This window comes from Methylobacterium phyllostachyos (assembly GCF_900103445.1).
GTDB lineage: Bacteria > Pseudomonadota > Alphaproteobacteria > Rhizobiales > Beijerinckiaceae > Methylobacterium > Methylobacterium phyllostachyos.
Window position 1 is genome coordinate 82,620 of the sequence record NZ_FNHS01000003.1, and the last position, 16,123, is coordinate 98,742.

Annotated in this window: 17 protein-coding genes and 1 riboswitch; of the genes, 9 read left to right on the plus strand and 8 right to left on the minus strand. The window is 67.3% G+C overall.

From position 1 onward, the window contains the following. Positions 1-62 precede the first annotated feature (62 nt). The 4 genes from BLQ49_RS05550 to BLQ49_RS05565 are packed head-to-tail and all read right to left on the minus strand — an operon-like array spanning position 63 to position 2,691. Entirely contained in the window at positions 63-1,358 is a 1,296-nt protein-coding gene (locus BLQ49_RS05550) for an arsenic transporter (protein WP_091714028.1), read from the minus strand. A gap of 34 nt (positions 1,359-1,392) precedes the next feature. Next, positions 1,393-1,812, minus strand: a complete 420-nt coding sequence (arsC, locus tag BLQ49_RS05555; RefSeq protein ID WP_091714030.1) for an arsenate reductase (glutaredoxin) — start codon at positions 1,810-1,812, stop codon at positions 1,393-1,395. After that, a complete protein-coding gene (locus tag BLQ49_RS05560) occupies positions 1,812-2,339 on the minus strand; it encodes an arsenate reductase ArsC (RefSeq protein WP_091714032.1) in 528 nt (175 codons plus the stop codon). Before BLQ49_RS05560 ends, arsC begins: the two co-directional genes overlap by 1 nt. Continuing rightward, positions 2,332-2,691, minus strand: a complete 360-nt coding sequence (locus tag BLQ49_RS05565; protein WP_091714033.1) for an ArsR/SmtB family transcription factor — start codon at positions 2,689-2,691, stop codon at positions 2,332-2,334. Before BLQ49_RS05565 ends, BLQ49_RS05560 begins: the two co-directional genes overlap by 8 nt. 50 nt (positions 2,692-2,741) lie before the next feature. Between BLQ49_RS05565 and arsH the strand changes: the two genes are divergently transcribed. The 9 genes from arsH (at position 2,742) to BLQ49_RS30565 (ending at position 8,986) form a co-directional block, all read left to right on the plus strand. Then, complete coding sequence (gene arsH / locus BLQ49_RS05570; RefSeq protein WP_091714035.1) at positions 2,742-3,488, plus strand: arsenical resistance protein ArsH; 747 nt, start codon at positions 2,742-2,744, stop codon at positions 3,486-3,488. A 306-nt stretch (positions 3,489-3,794) separates the two neighbouring features. Continuing rightward, positions 3,795-4,145 (plus strand): winged helix-turn-helix domain-containing protein, encoded by a 351-nt coding sequence (locus BLQ49_RS05575; RefSeq protein ID WP_244507453.1) that lies wholly within the window; start codon positions 3,795-3,797, stop codon positions 4,143-4,145. A gap of 37 nt (positions 4,146-4,182) precedes the next feature. Beyond that, positions 4,183-4,974 carry a molybdate ABC transporter substrate-binding protein gene (gene modA / locus BLQ49_RS05580; RefSeq protein WP_091714037.1) on the plus strand — a complete coding sequence of 264 codons (792 nt, stop codon included), beginning with the start codon at positions 4,183-4,185 and terminating at the stop codon, positions 4,972-4,974. 4 nt (positions 4,975-4,978) lie between these two features. Beyond that, positions 4,979-5,644: a molybdate ABC transporter permease subunit gene (gene modB / locus BLQ49_RS05585; RefSeq protein ID WP_091714039.1), complete on the plus strand. Its 666-nt coding sequence runs from the start codon at positions 4,979-4,981 to the stop codon at positions 5,642-5,644. After that, a complete protein-coding gene (locus BLQ49_RS05590) occupies positions 5,610-6,374 on the plus strand; it encodes an ABC transporter ATP-binding protein (protein ID WP_091714040.1) in 765 nt (254 codons plus the stop codon). Before modB ends, BLQ49_RS05590 begins: the two co-directional genes overlap by 35 nt. Then, entirely contained in the window at positions 6,371-7,168 is a 798-nt protein-coding gene (locus tag BLQ49_RS05595; protein ID WP_091714042.1) for a sulfite exporter TauE/SafE family protein, read from the plus strand. The genes BLQ49_RS05590 and BLQ49_RS05595 overlap by 4 nt, the downstream gene beginning before the upstream one ends. A 51-nt stretch (positions 7,169-7,219) precedes the next feature. After that, a riboswitch (Fluoride riboswitch) is annotated at positions 7,220-7,283 on the plus strand. Between the two features lie 54 nt (positions 7,284-7,337). Continuing rightward, on the plus strand, positions 7,338-7,772 hold the full coding sequence (crcB, locus tag BLQ49_RS05600; protein ID WP_091714043.1) for a fluoride efflux transporter CrcB: 435 nt from the start codon (positions 7,338-7,340) through the stop codon (positions 7,770-7,772). Beyond that, positions 7,772-8,371 carry a cation efflux transmembrane domain-containing protein gene (locus tag BLQ49_RS05605; protein WP_091714045.1) on the plus strand — a complete coding sequence of 200 codons (600 nt, stop codon included), beginning with the start codon at positions 7,772-7,774 and terminating at the stop codon, positions 8,369-8,371. Before crcB ends, BLQ49_RS05605 begins: the two co-directional genes overlap by 1 nt. Before the next feature lie 471 nt (positions 8,372-8,842). Beyond that, a complete protein-coding gene (locus BLQ49_RS30565; RefSeq protein ID WP_167627639.1) occupies positions 8,843-8,986 on the plus strand; it encodes a NepR family anti-sigma factor in 144 nt (47 codons plus the stop codon). 35 nt (positions 8,987-9,021) lie between these two features. Here BLQ49_RS30565 and BLQ49_RS05610 read toward each other — a convergent pair whose 3' ends face one another. The 4 genes from BLQ49_RS05610 to BLQ49_RS05625 all read right to left on the minus strand — a co-directional run bounded on the left by BLQ49_RS05610 (position 9,022) and on the right by BLQ49_RS05625 (position 15,894). Next, positions 9,022-11,754 carry a PAS domain S-box protein gene (locus BLQ49_RS05610; RefSeq protein WP_091714046.1) on the minus strand — a complete coding sequence of 911 codons (2,733 nt, stop codon included), beginning with the start codon at positions 11,752-11,754 and terminating at the stop codon, positions 9,022-9,024. 1,096 nt (positions 11,755-12,850) lie between these two features. Continuing rightward, positions 12,851-13,474, minus strand: coding sequence for a hypothetical protein (locus BLQ49_RS05615; RefSeq protein ID WP_091714048.1), 624 nt, complete (start codon positions 13,472-13,474; stop codon positions 12,851-12,853). 3 nt (positions 13,475-13,477) lie between these two features. Beyond that, positions 13,478-13,789 (minus strand): hypothetical protein, encoded by a 312-nt coding sequence (locus BLQ49_RS05620; protein ID WP_091714049.1) that lies wholly within the window; start codon positions 13,787-13,789, stop codon positions 13,478-13,480. Between the two features lie 287 nt (positions 13,790-14,076). Then, positions 14,077-15,894: a hypothetical protein gene (locus tag BLQ49_RS05625; protein WP_143012210.1), complete on the minus strand. Its 1,818-nt coding sequence runs from the start codon at positions 15,892-15,894 to the stop codon at positions 14,077-14,079. Between the last annotated feature and the right edge of the window lie 229 nt (positions 15,895-16,123).

Here is a 16,123-nt window from a genome sequence, read left to right on the forward strand (position 1 = left end):
ACCTATGACCGGTCAAGACACTATTTCGACGATTGCCGAATTAGCGACGTATCGGGGGGCCATTACCGCGTGCCGAGCAGCGGCAGCCAGGCCGCCAGCGCCAGAAGCGTGACCAGCAGCACGGGCGGGGTGATGACCAGTCCGACCTTCATGTACTGGCCCCAGGTGATCCTCTGGCCCTTGCTGTCGAGGACGTGCAGCCACAGCAGCGTGGCGAGGCTTCCGATGGGCGTGAACTTGGGCCCAAGGTCGCAGCCGATCACGTTGGCGTAGACCATGAGCTCGCGTGTCAGCGGCGACAGGTCCGGCGCCTGCTGGATCGAGAGCGCCCCGATCAGCACGCTCGGCATGTTGTTCATGACGGACGACAGGATCGCGGCGGCGAAGCCGGTGCCGACCGTGGCGACCCACGGGCCGTGCCCGGCGAGCCAGACCAGCCCCCTGGCGAGCTCGTCGGTCAGCCCGGCGTTCCGCAGGCCGTAGACCACGAGGTACATGCCGAGGCTGAACAGGACGATCTGCCAGGGTGCGCCGGTCAGCACCTTGCGGATCGGGATGATGCCGCCCCGGTTCGCGAGCAGCAGCAGCACCGCGGCGCCGGCACAGGTGACCGCCGACACCGGCACCCCGAACGGGGCGGTGACGAAGTAGGCGAGCAGCAGGACGCCCAGGAGCGGGAAGGCCGCCCGGAACACCAGCGGGTCGCGGATCGCCGCGGCCGGGCGTTCGAGCGCATCGACCGGGTAGGACGCCGGCACGTCCCGCCGGAAATAGGCCCACAGCACCAGCAGGGTCGCCGCCAGGGACACGAGGTCCACGGGCACCATCACGGCGGCGTACCGGCCGAACGTCACGTCGAAGAAGTTGGCCGAGACGATGTTGACGAGGTTCGAGATCACCAGCGGCAGGGAGGTCGAATCCGCCACGAACCCGCAGGCGACGATGAAGGCGAGCGCCGCCGCCGGCTTGAAGTCGAGGCGCAGCAGGATCGCCAGCACGATCGGCGTCAGCAGCAGCGCCGCTCCGTCATTGGCGAAGAACGCCGCGATCGCGGCACCCAGCAGGATCACCAGCGGGAACAGCCGCCGGCCCCGGCCGCCGCCCCACCGGGCGATGTGCAGGGCCGCCCAATGGAAGAACCCGGCCTCGTCGAGCAGGAGCGAGATGATGATGAGCGCCACGAAGGTGAAGGTGGCGTCCCAGACGATGTGCCAGACGATCGGGATGTCGCCGAGATGGATCACCCCGGTGATCAGCGCGACGCCGGCGCCGGCGAGGGCGCTCCACCCGATCCCCAGCCCCTTCGGCTGCCAGATGACGAAGACGAGGGTGACGAGGAAGATGGCGAGCGCGAGCATCCGGGCGTTTTCTTCTTCTTGGTTTGCGTGACGATCAGGCGGTGCCGATGCGGCGGCCGTGTTCGTCCACGACCCGCTCGCCGTCCTCTTTGACGAACTCGCCCCGCTGCACCGGCAAGAGGTCCAGCACGGCCTCGGACGGGCGGCACAGGCGCACGCCCTTGGGCGTGACCACGAGCGGCCGGTTGAGCAGGATCGGATGCGCCTCGATCGCGTCCAGGAGTTGCTCGTCGGTCAGCGCAGGGTCCCCGAGTTCGGCGAACGGCGTGCCCTTCGCGCGCAGGGCGTCACGCACCGACAGGCCGGCGCGGTCCAGCATGCGCTTGATGAGCGTCCTGTTCGGCGGGGTCTTCAGGTACTCGACCACGTGCGGCTCGATGCCGGCGTTGCGGATCATCGCGAGGGTGTTGCGCGACGTGCCACAATCCGGGTTATGGTAGATGACGACGTCCATCACGCGACCTCCGGGCGGGCCGAGGTCGCGCCGGCCATCTGGCCGATCTCCCGGACCTTCGACGACAGGGCGACCTGGTCGAGGCTGCCGAGCGGCAGCGCGACGAGGGCGGTGATGCGGTTCTTCAGGTAGCGCTGTGCGGTGACGAACGCGCGCTTGCGCTCCATCTCCGAGCCTTCCGCCGCGGCGGGGTCTTCGATGCCCCAGTGGGCGGTCACCGGTTGGCTGGGCCAGAGTGGGCAGGCCTCGCCGGCGGCGTTGTCACAGACGGTGAAGACGAAATCGAGGACCGGGGCGCCGGGGGCAGCGAACTCGTCCCAGGACTTCGAGCGCAGGCCCTCGGTCGGGTAGTCGTTCTCCCGCAGCACCTGGAGCGCGAGCGGATGCGGCTCGCCCTTCGGATGGCTCCCGGCCGAGAAGGCCCGGAAACGGCCGCCGCCATCCTTGTTGAGCATCGCCTCGGCCAGGATCGAGCGGGCCGAGTTGCCGGTGCAGAGGAATAGGACGTTGTAGGTGGGCTCAGGCATGGACGGCGGCTCCGGTGGTGCAATCGCAGGCGGCGAGCGCGGCCACGGCCGGGGCGCAGACCTCCGGATGGCCCTGGCAGCAGTCGCGCATCAGGAACTGGACCAAGTCCGACAGCGCCGGATAGGCGGCGCTGTAGATGATCGAGCGGCCCTCGCGGCGGGAGGTGACCAGCCCCGCGTGGCTCAGTTCCTTAAGGTGATGGGACACTGTCGCCGGGGACACGCCGACCGCGTCGGCCAGGACACCGGAGGCCCGACCCGCGGGCCCGGCGGTCACGAGCGCCCGCACCAGGCGGAGGCGGTGTTCCTGCCCGAGGGCCAGGAAGGCTGCGAGGGCTTGCGTCTCGTCCATCTTCGGTACAACTATCAAATTACCTTTTGAATGTACAGGAATGAAGATCCGTGGACAAGCCCACCCCATCCTTCACCGACGGGATGCCGAACCTCAGCGAGGCGCACTTCGAGGTGCCGACCGCGGAGCGGATGGCGGCGACGGCCCCGCCCGCCCACGCGCCGCGCTTCCTGATCCTCTACGGGTCGCTTCGGGAGCGGTCGTTCAGCCGCTTCCTCGCCTACGAGGCGGCACGCCTGCTGGAAGCGATGGGCGGCGACGTGCGCATCTTCCACGCGGACGGGCTGCCCTTGCCGGACGACACCACCGCCGACCACCCCAAGGTTCAGGAGCTGCGCAACCTCTCGATCTGGTCCGAGGGCCAAGTCTGGGTATCCCCGGAGCGGCACGGCAACATGACCGGCGTGATGAAAGCCCAAGTCGACTGGCTGCCGCTCAGCGAGGGTTCGGTCCGTCCGACGCAGGGGCGCACGCTGGCCGTCATGCAGGTCTCGGGCGGCTCGCAGAGCTTCAACGCCGTGAACTCCCTGCGGGTGCTCGGCCGCTGGATGCGGATGATCACCATCCCGAACCAGTCCTCGGTGCCGATGGCCTACAAGGAATTCGACGATGCCGGTCGGATGAAACCGGGCCCGCTCTACGACCGTGTCGTCGACGTCTGCGAGGAGCTGATGAAGTTCACGCTGCTGACACGTGGGCGGGCCGACTACCTCGTCGACCGATACAGCGAGCGGAAGGAGCGCGAACCGGCACGCCTTCAGGCTGTCGCCGCCGACATCGGGTTCGCAAAACGGTAGGACGCCTGCCTCCGAGATCGATGTCATATCGGCGGGTTCAGCGGCAACGCCCGCTCTTGTGCATCGCTGCCTGGAAGCAGACCGGCAGAAAGCCACCCCGAGCAGACCTCCCGTCATCGACCCAACCAAGTCGCCCAGACTGTCATCGGCGTGTCTCCAAAGCGGCCGTCGGGCAACTTCAGTCCGGTATCGCGGCCGATCTTCGACACTGCAGCCAGAACCGAACCCTTTCACGCCCGCTGCGGTCGCAACTATGACACCCCTGGGAGAGGCCGCTTGGACAGTCGGCATCAAGGGGATTGGCGATTGGACGAACCCAATATCCGTCTGCGCGTCGAGCTGCGGACTGACATCTTGCTCGGACCGGGCAAGGCTGACCTCCTGCAAGGCATCCGGGAAACCGGCTCGATCGCTGCCGCCGGGCGGCGCATGGGCATGAGCTACAAGCGGGCTTGGTATCTCATCGACACGCTGAACGGCGCGTTTCGTGACCCGCTCGTCACGGCGAACAAAGGCGGCCGGACCGGCGGCGGGGCACAGCTCACGCCCATGGGGGACGCGGTGCTGGACGCATACCGGCGAATGGAGACGGCTGCGACCAAGGCCGTCACGGACGACCTGGCGCAGCTCACCGGCCTGCTCAAGCCCCCAGTTTGACTTGTCGATATAGCCGCTCCGCTATATCGCCATACGCATGACCACGCTGGTTTTCCTCCGTTCGCTTCTGCTGGCCGCAGCCCTTGGGTTCGGCGTCGCCCCTGCTGCGTATGCGGCCGACAAAGCTCCGATCGCGGCTGCGGCCGACCTGAAATTCGCGCTCGATGCCGTTGCCGCGCAGTTCAAGGCCGATACCGGCCATGACCTGACCATCACCTATGGCTCGTCGGGCAATTTCGCGCGGCAGCTCCAGCAGGATGCTCCCTTCGAGCTGTTCCTGTCGGCGGATGAGGGCTTCGTGTTCAAGCTGGCGGATGCGGGCAAGACGGTCGATCGGGGAACGCTCTACGCGGAGGGCCGCGTGGTGCTGTTCGCCCCGCATGGCTCGGCCCTCAAGCCCGACGACACGCTGACGGACCTGAAAGCTGCCCTGGGCGACGGCCGGGTGCAGAAATTCGCGATCGCCAACCCGGAGCACGCCCCTTACGGCGTGGCCGCCGAACAGGCGTTGCAGTCGCAAGGTCTGTGGGCCGCCATTCAGCCCAGGCTGGTGCTCGGAGAAAACGTCGCGCAGGCGGCGCAGTTCGCCACCTCGGGGAGCACGCAGGGCGGCATCTTCGCCTATTCGCTGGCGCTGTCTCCCGACGTCGGCAGGCTTGGCACCTTTGCCCTGATCTCAACCGCCTGGCACAAGCCGCTGCGGCAGCGCATGGTGCTGATGAAGGGCGCGGGCGACACGGCACGGGTGTTCTACGCCTACATGCAGACGCCGTCTGCCCGGACGGTGTTGCGCAGGTTCGGGTTCGTGCTGCCCGGCGAAGAGCCGTGACCGCATGGACTGGACCGCTCTCTCGCTTTCGCTGCGCCTGGGGACGGCGACCGTCCTGATCCTGCTGCCGCTCGGTGTGCTGCTCGGCCGCTGGCTGGCGTTCCGGCGGGTGCCGGGCCGCCCCGTGGTCGAGGCGCTGCTGGCATTGCCGCTCGTGCTGCCGCCGACCGTGCTCGGCTATTACCTGCTGGCCGCGTTCGGCGGCGGTTCGCCACTCGGGCAGGGCTGGCGGACGCTGTTCGGGCATCCCTTGCTGTTCAGCTTCGAGGGGCTGCTGCTCGCCTCGCTGCTGGTCAACCTGCCGTTCGCGGTCCAGCCGATGCAGCGCGGCTTCGAGGCCATCCCGGCCGATATACGCGAAGCGGCTGCCGTGTCGGGCTTCTCGCCCTGGCGGGTGCTCTGGCGCATCGACCTGCCGCTGGCGTGGCCGGGCATCGTCACCGGCCTGGTGCTGACCTTCGCCCATACGCTGGGCGAGTTCGGCGTGGTGCTGATGGTGGGTGGCTCGATCCCGGGTGAGACCCGGACGATCGCCATTGCGATCTACGACCGGGTGCAGGCGTTCGACACGGCATCGGCCGGGATCATGTCGGCCCTGCTGCTGCTGCTTTCGCTGATCGCGCTCGGCATCACCTATGGCCTTTCCGGCCGGGTCGGTCGCCGTGTCTGACCCGGCTGGCCTTCACGTCCAACTCAGGCAGGCCGGACCGATCCCTCTCGCGGTCGATTTCGTCTGCGGGGCCGGGGAGCTGCTGGCCCTGGTCGGGCCATCCGGCAGCGGCAAAAGCACGATCCTGCGGACGATCGCCGGGCTGTATCGGCCGCAGCATGGGCGGGTGGCGTGCGGCACGGCCGTGTGGCTCGATACCGCGTCCGGCCTTGCCGTGCCTGCGTACAGGCGGCAGGCGGGCCTGGTGTTCCAGTCCTATGCGCTGTTCCCGCACATGACGGCGCTCGGCAACGTCATGGCGGCGCTGGCGCATCGGCCGAAGGGGGAGCGCGTAACGCGCGCGAGGGCGCTGCTCCGGCTGGTCCAACTCGAAGGATTGGAGGACAGACGGCCGTCCTCCCTGTCCGGCGGGCAGCAACAGCGTGTCGCGGTGGCGCGGGCGCTCGCCCGCGAGCCTGCGGTGCTGCTGCTCGATGAGCCGTTCTCGGCGGTCGATCGGCGAACGCGGCGTCGGCTGCACGATGAACTACGCGAACTGCGCGGCACCTTGGCCGTGCCGATCGTCCTGGTCACGCATGACCTCGATGAGGCGGCGGCTCTGGCGGACCGGCTCTGCGTGCTCGATGCCGGGGAAACCCTTCAAACCGGGCGTCCGGCCGACGTGCTTTCGGCCCCGGCGAGCCCGCGGGTGCGGCACGCCCTCGATCTGACCGAAGAGGAAACGTCATGACGACCCAGGACGCGCCGCGCCATGCTGTGTCCGCGTTCGGCGGCGGGGCCGTCATCGGGGCGCTCGGCGGCCTGATCGGCCTGGGCGGCGCGGAGTTCCGCCTGCCGCTCCTGATCGGCCTGTTCCGCTTCGGCGCACTGGAAGCGGTGATCCTCAACAAGGCCATGAGCCTGGTCGTGGTCGCTGCCGCGCTCCCGTTCCGGGCGCAGACCGTGCCGTTTGCCGAGGTCGCGGCGCATTGGCCGATCATCCTCAACCTGCTGGCCGGAAGCCTCGTTGGCGCGTGGTTCGGCGCGGGCTGGGTGACCCGCCTGCGTTCGGAGACGCTGCACCGCGTGATCGCCGTGATGCTGGTCGCCATAGCGGGGATGCTGCTGCTCGGCCACGACACGCAGGCAGGAGCGGCCCTCGTTGCCGGACCGGCTCGGATCATTGCCGGGGTGGTCGCCGGCTTCGGTATCGGCGTGGTGGCGGCGCTCCTCGGTGTCGCCGGAGGGGAGTTGCTGATCCCCACTCTGGTGCTGCTGTTCGGGGCCGACATCAAGCTCGCGGGGAGCCTTTCGCTGGCGGTGAGCCTGCCGACGATGCTGGTCGGGTTCGCCCGCTACAGCCAGGATCGGAGCTTTGCCGTGCTTGGCAGGAACCGGTTGTTCCTGCTGACCATGGCGGCCGGGTCCGTCATCGGCACATTCATCGGCGGCCAGTTGCTCGGCCTGGTCCCGGGCGCGGTGCTGCTGCCGGTGCTCGCCTGCATCCTTCTCATATCGTCGGTAAAGATCTGGCGGCACGCCTGACCGGAAATGGTCGCCCTACATATGTTGCGCTGCGGCGCGGTATGTTAGGCTGCGGCCGATGGGGATGGGGTTCCCCCGAAACCGCCCGCCGTGGGCTGATGACTCCTATCGAAGATGCGGCACCCATCCGGCTCACCGGAGGATTTGTGCCGCGCTGATAGGAGCGCCCATGTCGTTTGCCAGTTGCCTCGTCGTGATCCTGGGCGGTGCCATCGGCACCTTCCTCCGCTACGCTGTCTCCGTCCTTGCCCAGCCGATCAGCCGCGAGCTGCCCTGGGGGACCATCCTCATCAACATCACCGGATCGTTCGTCATCGGCTTCTTCGGCACGCTGACGCTCGCCACCGGCCGCTTCCCCGTTTCCGAGAACTGGCGGCTGTTCGTGATGATCGGGGTAAGCGGCGGCTACACCACCTTCTCTTCATTCAGCTTGCAGACGCTCGATCTCATGCGGAACGGGGCCATGACACGAGCCGCGCTCAACATCGGCTTGTCCGTCGTTCTGTGCATCGCGGCCGTCGCCCTCGGTCACTTCATCGCTGCCCGCTTCAACGACGGAGCGCAGGCCGTGGCCCAGATCGAGATCGAAGAGGAGGCGGCGTGATGGATGCGGCTGTCGTAAATCCCGGACTGCGCCGGGTTGTCCGCCTGGTTGCCTTCCTCAACCTCGCGTATTTCGGGATCGAGTTCGCGGTCGCCCTCGCCATCGGCTCGGTATCGCTGTTCGCGGACAGCGTCGATTTCCTGGAGGACGCCTCGGTCAACCTCCTGATCCTCGCGGCCCTCGGTTGGTCGCTGAAGAACCGGGCGCGGGTCGGCATGGCCCTGGCGGGCATTCTGCTGATCCCGGCCATAGCGACGCTCTGGACCGCCTGGGAGAAGTTCAACGTGCCGGTCGCGCCGGAGCCGGGACTGCTGACCCTCACTGGCGCGGGCGCGTGTATCGTGAATTTCGCCTGCGCCTACATGCTGGCCCGCTACCGGACGCATGGCGGCAGTCTCACTCGCGCGGCCTTCCTGTCGTCGCGGAACGACGTGCTGGCCAACATCGCCATCATGGCGGCGGGCCTCGTGACGGCCTTTCTCTGGCGGTCGGCATGGCCTGACCTGATCGTCGGCCTCGGGATCGCGGCCATGAACGCGGACGCGGCGCGCGAAGTATGGTCGGCCGCTCGCGAGGAGCACGCGCTGGCGCGAGCGTAGCGGCGCATATCCCCGATGGCTGAAAGGGTTGGTGCGAAACTCAAGACATGTGGACGCTTAGGAGCCCGGTTGCGACCCAACCCAGCCGACCAAACTATCATCAACGCGTCTCCAAAGCGGTCGTTAGACAACTGCGATTGAAAGAGGCGGCCGGCCTTTGGCCCAGCGGCCAAAACCGTATTTTTTTGACTAATTGGGGGATCTCTGCTGTTCCGCCTTCGGGTGCAGGTGTGGATTTTCCGATATGAGGAAGGATGCAACGGCGCGGGCCATCGGTGTTGCGTCAAAAGCACTGCGCTGACCCTTGCGCGCTTTAGAGAGAACTTAATCGTGATAGGGTGGTTGGACTCTTCCGTCGCGTGATTTCGAGGCAAAGAGGCTGTCGTGATGGGCGAACGTGCCCCTGGTCCTGTGTCTGGTCAAACCGACCATGGGAGCGAGCGACCTTTGGCAGAGGGAGCTTCCACATGGATGCGCCCCGGAGCGCCCCATGCAATCCAGCACCATCTCGGCCGCAAGTTGCAGGGCATGTATGCTCACATCCCGGCCACCCCATTGCCGGACCGGCTGAACCAGCTTCTCGCTCAATTGGATGCAGCCTGCGCAGCGGACTGACCCTTCAGTCCGCGCCAACGTCAAGGAGCGGAAACTCAGCTTGCCATAAAGCCGCGCTGCGGCGCGACGATCGTGCAGACAACACCCGTTTCAGGGTAGCTCAAATCGACCTCTCCATCGAAGCTCCCGGCAAGACCGCGCGCGATCAGCCGTGTGCCGAACCCGGTACGCTTGGGCGCCACGACCGGCGGGCCGCCTGCCTCAGCCCAACGTAAAGTGACCTGAGCATCCTCCCCATCGCCGTCGATCCGCCAGGCGATAGTGACTTGACCGCTGGCGCTTGAGAGCGCGCCGTACTTCGCGGCATTGGTCGCCAGCTCGTGCAGCATCAGCGAAAGTGACAGCGCCGCCTTGGAGCCGACCATGACGGTGGGGCCTTCCAGGATGAACCTGTCCGGTCGGTCGCGGTGTATCTCAAGCGCACCCTCGATCACGCTCTTCATAGGAGCTTGTGACAGGGTACCGCCCAGCAGCAGGTCATGGGACTTGCCTAGCGCGATCAGACGATTGGCCAGCACGTCCCTGGCGGTATCCAGGTCGCTGGCTCCCCGCATCGTCTGCGTAGCGATCGACTGCACCATCGCCAGCATGTTCTTCATGCGGTGGCTCAGCTCGTGGTTGAGCAGCTTCTGCTGTGCCTCTGCTTCGACGCGCGCGATGGCCGATCGGGTTCGATCGACCACGTTGCGCACGAAGGCGATATCTTCCGGCGGCCACGGGCCAGGCTCGGACCTAAGCCCATAGAATAGGGCCACGAACCGTCCGTGCTCCAGGACTGGCAGGTTGAAGAGGCTGCGGGCGTTGATTGCAGCGAGGGCGTCGGCGACCTCCGCCGTTCGAGGGTCACGGCTTACGTCCTCGATGGCAACGTTGCGCCCTGCCTTGAGGTCCTTGATGTACGAGCCGTAGGTCCGAAAGCGATGCAACCCGGCGATGCTGGGGAGGTTCGGCGCCGTCCAATCGTTGTCCACGAGGATCGTTTCAGCATCGGGATCGACCTGCCCGTAGCCTGCGTGGCTAAGGTCGAGCGTGCGCCCCATGACCTCGGCGGCGATCCGGCTGATCTCCCCCCTGTCCGTCACATCGCGCAACCGGTCACCGAGTTCGGTTGTCGCCGCACGGCGGACCTCTGCTCTTTTGCGTTCCGAAATCTCTAGGAACAGCGCGACGAACCGCCGGTCATCCTGCTTGCTCGCCCGCACCTCGAACGTCCGGCTCAGCTCCGGGACGTGGATCTCGAAGCTTTCGGGCTCGCCGCTTTTGACCACGCGAGCGTAGGTGTCGATCAGCCATTGCGAGATGTCCGGCACGAGTTCGCGCATCGTCTGCCCGGCGGTGTTAGCCGGTAGCCCCGTCAGCCCGGCAAAGGCTGGGTTCACTTCAAGGAACCGAAAGTCCACTGCCCGGCCGTCCGCGTCGCGGATCAGTTCGGCGGTCATGAAGCCCTCTTGCATATCGGCAAACAGGCCGCGCCAGCGTTTCTCACTGACCGCGAGCTGCTGCTCGACTGACTTCTGATCGGTGATGTCGCGGGAGATGGAGAGGATCTTCTCCGGCTGTCCATCCGCTCCCAGGATCGGCGTGACCTGCACGTCCCACCACTTCGGCGTACCGCGATAGGTGTCAGCCCCGCCCTGGAAGTGGCCGATGCCACCGGCCCTGGCCACCTCAAGCGCCGCGAGGGCGTCGGTATGACCCTTGTTCTGCCAAAAGCTGGGCCACGGACAGCCCTTCACGTTGTTGAAGTCGCTGACCTCCATCACTCGCATGCCGCCCTCGCTCATGAAGCTTAGGCTGCCGTCGAGATCGAGCACCTTGATGCAGTCGGCCGAGGAAGCCAGCACGCTGCGCATGAACTCGGCGTCGGCCTGCTGCTTGGTGGCGGCGACGCGCTCCTGCGTCCGATCGCTTATCGCCTTGACGAACCCCTGGTGGGTCCCATCCACCCCACGGAGCGAGGTCATGTCACCCACCGCGTAAAACCGGCGGCCATCCTTACGCAGGTGCCACCGCTCGTCCTCGGCATGCCCGGCTTGGAGAACGCCTTCCATCTCCTTTCGCGCGCGATCGTTGGCGCGATCCTCAGGCGTAAAAATCTGCTCGACAGTCTGCCCACGCATCTCCTCGGCCGACCAGCCCAGGATGCGTTCGGCCCCCACGTTCCAGTCGGTCACCCAGCCCTCGGTGTCCGTGACGATGATTGCCATCTCGCTAGCGCTATTGAAGATTGCACGCTGCCGCTCCTCGCTCTCGGCCAGCCGCCGCCGGTTGCGGTGCGCCTCAGTGACGTCGATCTGGCTGCCGAAGCGGTAGCGCAGCCGTCCCTCCCCATCGAAGACGGGGCCGACGAACAAGGCATTGACGAAGGGCGTCCCGTCACGGCGGTGGTTGGTGATCTCGATGGTGAGGTCACGGTTGTCGCGCAGCGCGGCGCGGATCTGATCGATGCAGTCGGGCTCGGTATCTGGCCCTTGGAGGAAACGGCAGTTGCGACCGACGACTTCGTCAATGCCGTAGCCGGTGAGGTCGAGGAAAGCGCGGTTGGTGAAGACGATCGGGTCGTCGTCCTGATTGGGATCCGTGAGGATCATCGGCAGGCTGGTCCTGTCGATGGCAGAGCGCAAAACGTTGGCATCAGATGCGTGTGAGCGGTCACGCCTGCTGAACGCTTCTGCACCTCGACCGGGCCGCTCATCCTGATCCGCCCGCAGGCGCAGGACCTCTGCCTCAAGTTCCTCACGGGAGAGGCGACCCAGATCGTTATCCATCTAAAATAAGCCCGCCCCCCGGCGACCGACGTGGTCCTTTTGCCGTGCTGATAGCGAAGCACCGTCACATCGTCACTGCGGCTTTCCGATCAGCGCGTTGCGGGGGATTACAATCATACATCAAGGCCGCTGAACGGCTGATGGATGGCTGCTTCCAGAATGCCCCGGTGTACGTTGGTGCGGCCGAGTTGGGTCGATAGAGGTCTGTCCGCTTTTGCGGACGCCATGTCCCGGAGAGGCACCATGGGGACACGACTTCGTGGCGAGTGAGGGCCGCATTTGCGGACGATGCCTCGGGGCGAGGGCTAACTCGACCAAAAATCTGCGTTCGACAGCGGTTGTCCGCTTTTGCGGACAATGGTTTTCGCCCACCCCGGACCACGTGCAGGCAGCGGCGCTTGACCCCGTCGAATAGGGTGGCCCGATGAGTACTGCTAGCCGGGTGAAGGACACAACCTCGCCGCGCGGACCGTCCGCATTTGCGGACGAGGTCTTGGGATCAGGGGGCAATGCCGGGTCCGGTCTGGTCCATGGGATCCTCGTCTCCGCATTCCGCTGGGGCGATTTCCCGGCGGCATCAGTGGCTCGGCCCGTTTCCGAATGCGGAATGCTGGGCCCATTTGAAAAATTTCTGAGGCAGTAAGCCTCCGCGGGCGAATGCCTCCCCGCACGCTCCACCACCCCTCTGGGGTCTCCATCGACCCCACTCCCCGGCCGGGGTCTCGACGCCCACCCCCCGGGGGTCCGGGATGGGCTGTGGCGCGCCCGACGGCCGCCCGATCCCCGCTCGCGCACCGCGCCGCCCTCTACATGCCCCGCTCCCGGCCTGGGGATGGCGCCGTGGCCTCACGGTCTGGTGCTCGTGAGGGAGGCACGGCACGCCTCCTGTGTCCCTGCCAGGGGAGGCCGGGGGGCGTGGCCCGCACAAGGGCACGCCCATGCCCCCATGGGGTGAGGGGGCACCTGGTATACCTGAACGTTTGTTCATATTCGTGGGCGCACAGGGGACGCACGTCGGGCCGACGCCCCATCGGCGTGGTCGATCGATGACCTCAGCGGCCCTTGCCGAGGACGTCGAGGAGGCGCTTGGCCTCGGTCATGAGGGCACGGCCCCGGGACAGGCCCGGCCCCCCTGTTTGTACTCGCCTCGGGCTGACGCGGCCTGCATCTGCCCGATGATGGTCTCCAGGCGGCCAGAGGGGCTGTAGCCCTGGTGGCGGATGTTCTCCGCCAACTGGCTGGCCATGAGGTCGGCGACGTTCCTGCGGGCGCTGGCGACGGCGGCCTCGAACGGGTCCTGGAGGATGGGCCGGTACTCGGCCTTGGGGATGCTGACGAGCAGGATCCGCGGTCGGCCGAGGTTCACGACCCTGGTGGGCGACTTCACCTTGCCCTTGGAGTTGACGAATATCGACCGCTCGGTGCCGGCGTCTGTGGCAGGCACACGGGCCCTGGGCGGCCGGGCGATGTAGCCCATCAGCCGGCTGCCGTTGACCGTGATCTCGCCCTTGTACACGCCCCACCTGCCCGGGACGCTGCGCCTCGCGTACTGGCCCTGGCTGTTCCGGATGAGGCGCGCCATCGTCGCCCCCGGCAGGTCGTGCGAGGCGGTCGGCCTGACCCCTTGGGTGAGGGTCAAGTTGCGCCAGTTGGGCACCAGGATGCGGTCTTGGGCGAGGCCGACGTCGCCCGGGTAGCGCGTGTTCCGCTGGTCGCCCATGCTTTACTTGAGGACGCTGCTCTGGTCGTCGAGGACGTAGGCCTCGGCCTGGACCTCGTCGTAGACCGTGCGGCCCTTGCCCAGTGTGCGCCGGTACTGCCAGGCGTTGCGCATCCACGGCGTGGGGTCGCGAAAATGGCTGTCGGTCGCGCCCCGCATATCGACCGCGACCGCCTTGGCGGACTGGTCGACGACCCACGCGCAGGCCCGTTGGTACTTCTTGAACGAGACCTCCGACACGTACTGATCCTCCCACGCCGCGAGGGCGCCGGTGAGGTCCTGGACGAGGGATCCGAATGAGGGGGGCCGGGCCATCAGCCAACGATGGCGGATCTCGCGTGGCCAGCCCAAGGGCACGGGGACGGTCCTGGGCGGTCGCCACGTGCCCTTCCGGGTACCGGCGGTCATCCTGTGCCGCAGGACCGCGTGGACAGGCCCTGTGGGGTCGCGAGGGCCTGAAACGAAGGAGCCCCCCGCGGCTGGGCCGGCGGGAGGCTCCGGGAGTGTGGTGCACGCCCGTCCCATGCGAGGACGATCCGAAGGTAGCGGCGACCCCTGCCTCCCACAAGGGGAAAGGGGTCTCGGGAAGCCTACGGCCCTGTCTAGGAGAATAGGGTCGCCCGGGGCTTCGCCTCGCCCTTGGGCAGGGTCGCCTCAGGCTTCGCCCAGCGGGCCGAGGACCGCCGGCTCCAGGGCGCCGGGAACGGCCTGCGGGGCTTGGGGGCGAGGCGCTTGACCCGCTTCGCCTTGGCATCCTCCGACAGCCTGTAGGGCACGTCCAGGTCGATCCTGAGGCCGGTCTCTCGCTCCTGCCTGGCGGTCGTCTCGGCCCGCCTCTTGGCCTCGGCCATCTCGGCCCGCTTCTCATCCCAGCCGGGGGCGACACCCCAACCTGACTGAGCGGCGAGACGGAACTTGCGGAGCTTCGCGCGAGCCTGGGCCTCGTACCGGTCCCGGAGGGCGAGGGAGCGCTCTGCGAGGTCGAAGTCGGCGGGGATGGGCTCGGGAGCCGTTTCCGCCTCGACGGCCTGTACGGCCATGGAAACGGCCTTGGCGGGGCGCTTCTTAGAAGGGACGGCGGACTTCTTCGGCTTCGCCTCGCGCGAGGAGGAGGGCCGGGAGGCGGCGGCGCGCGGCGCGAAAGGCACTTGTAGAATGGATTTGACCGAAGTGCTTGACGTCCCTGGCGAAATCTCGACGCGGACCGCGTGCAGCGCCTCGTCCATGATCGCCTGAACCTCGCCCTCCTTCGCGGACGGCACGATGAAGCTGTCGTGCACCGGCAGGGCCGCGATCCCGGCTTCCCGGCACCCCTTGAGGACGCTCAGGCACATGTGGCTGTCGAACCCCATGAGGCGGACGCCGGCATCGGACCCGAGGAGATGGGAGATGGGCTTGTTGAGCTTCGCGACCTCGTCATAGGCCCTCTTGGCGTCCGCGTGCGTCAGCTTCCACTCCTTCCGCCACTTCGGATGGTCGGCGATGGCCTGGATGGCGCCGCCGCGGCCGCCCTTGGCGTTGATGGCGATGTTCAGGGCCAGCTTCGCATGATCGCGCTCGATGACACCTGTCAGGTACGGATCCCACGTCAACGAGACGCCGGCGATGGCGTACAGGAGCGTGGGGTGGAGGTGCTCGAAGTCCGGTTCCGCGACTGGGTCGCCATTCAGGAGGAGCTCCTGCCGGCGGAGCCGGGGCAGGCCGAGATGCCACCCGTATAGCCTGCCGTGGCAGTCCAGGCGGCCACGGCCGAGGATCCTGACGAGGTAGTGATGCGGCGTGGGCAGCACGTAAGCCCACCGTTCCGTCCCGTCCTTGCAGACCTTGCGCGCCGCCCACTGCCGGGTGCCGCACCGCCAGTTCGACTGGTCGGCCTTGGGGTCGACGGTGAGGCGGAGGTTGCGAACGCCTGCGTTCACCGCGTCCATCCCCCGGACCATCCGCGCCACGGCCTCGGTGCGGGGAAGCGGCATCAGCCGCCCGTCCTCGTCCTTCATGAGGAGGAAGGACCCGGGCCCGACGTGCTTCACCGCAGGGTCGGCGCCGAGGCACTCCAGGAACAGGTACGAGGCCCTCATGCGGGATTGGACCCCGCTGCCGCCGTCGCGGACGAGGCCGCGCACCTCGTCGACCAGCCCGGCCTTGATGAGGTCGTTCGCGGCCGGGACGACGGTGTCGTACGTGTAGTCGCAGCCCGGGTAGTGCTCGCCGCCGGCGTACCAGTCCCGCGTGCGGGAGTAGGAGATCCAGGGCCTGTCCGTCTCCGCCGCCAGCGCGAGGGCAGCGACGATGCTGCGGCGGGCCCGCTGGGCGGCCACCCGGCCGCCAGGGTCGAGGCCGAGCTTCTCGACGAGCTCCGGGGAGACCCGCCAATGATATCCGAGGGCACGATCCCCCTCAGTCCTGTCATGATGGCTCATCATCGCATGGGGGCAGGAGGAGCGCGCTCAGAACCGGCACCACGACGGTCCGCGCACCCACAAACGTGAGCGCGTCGCTGGAAAACCGCTAGTCACTCCAAGGGCCTAGCCTTAATGGCCGCGTTAGCCGACCCCATGCTCCCCCCGAGCCCCATGAGGTCCCCATAAGAGGTCCATAATCGCCCATGAGAAGCCCATGAGTTCCTGGCGAGTGGCGTCCTGAGACCTG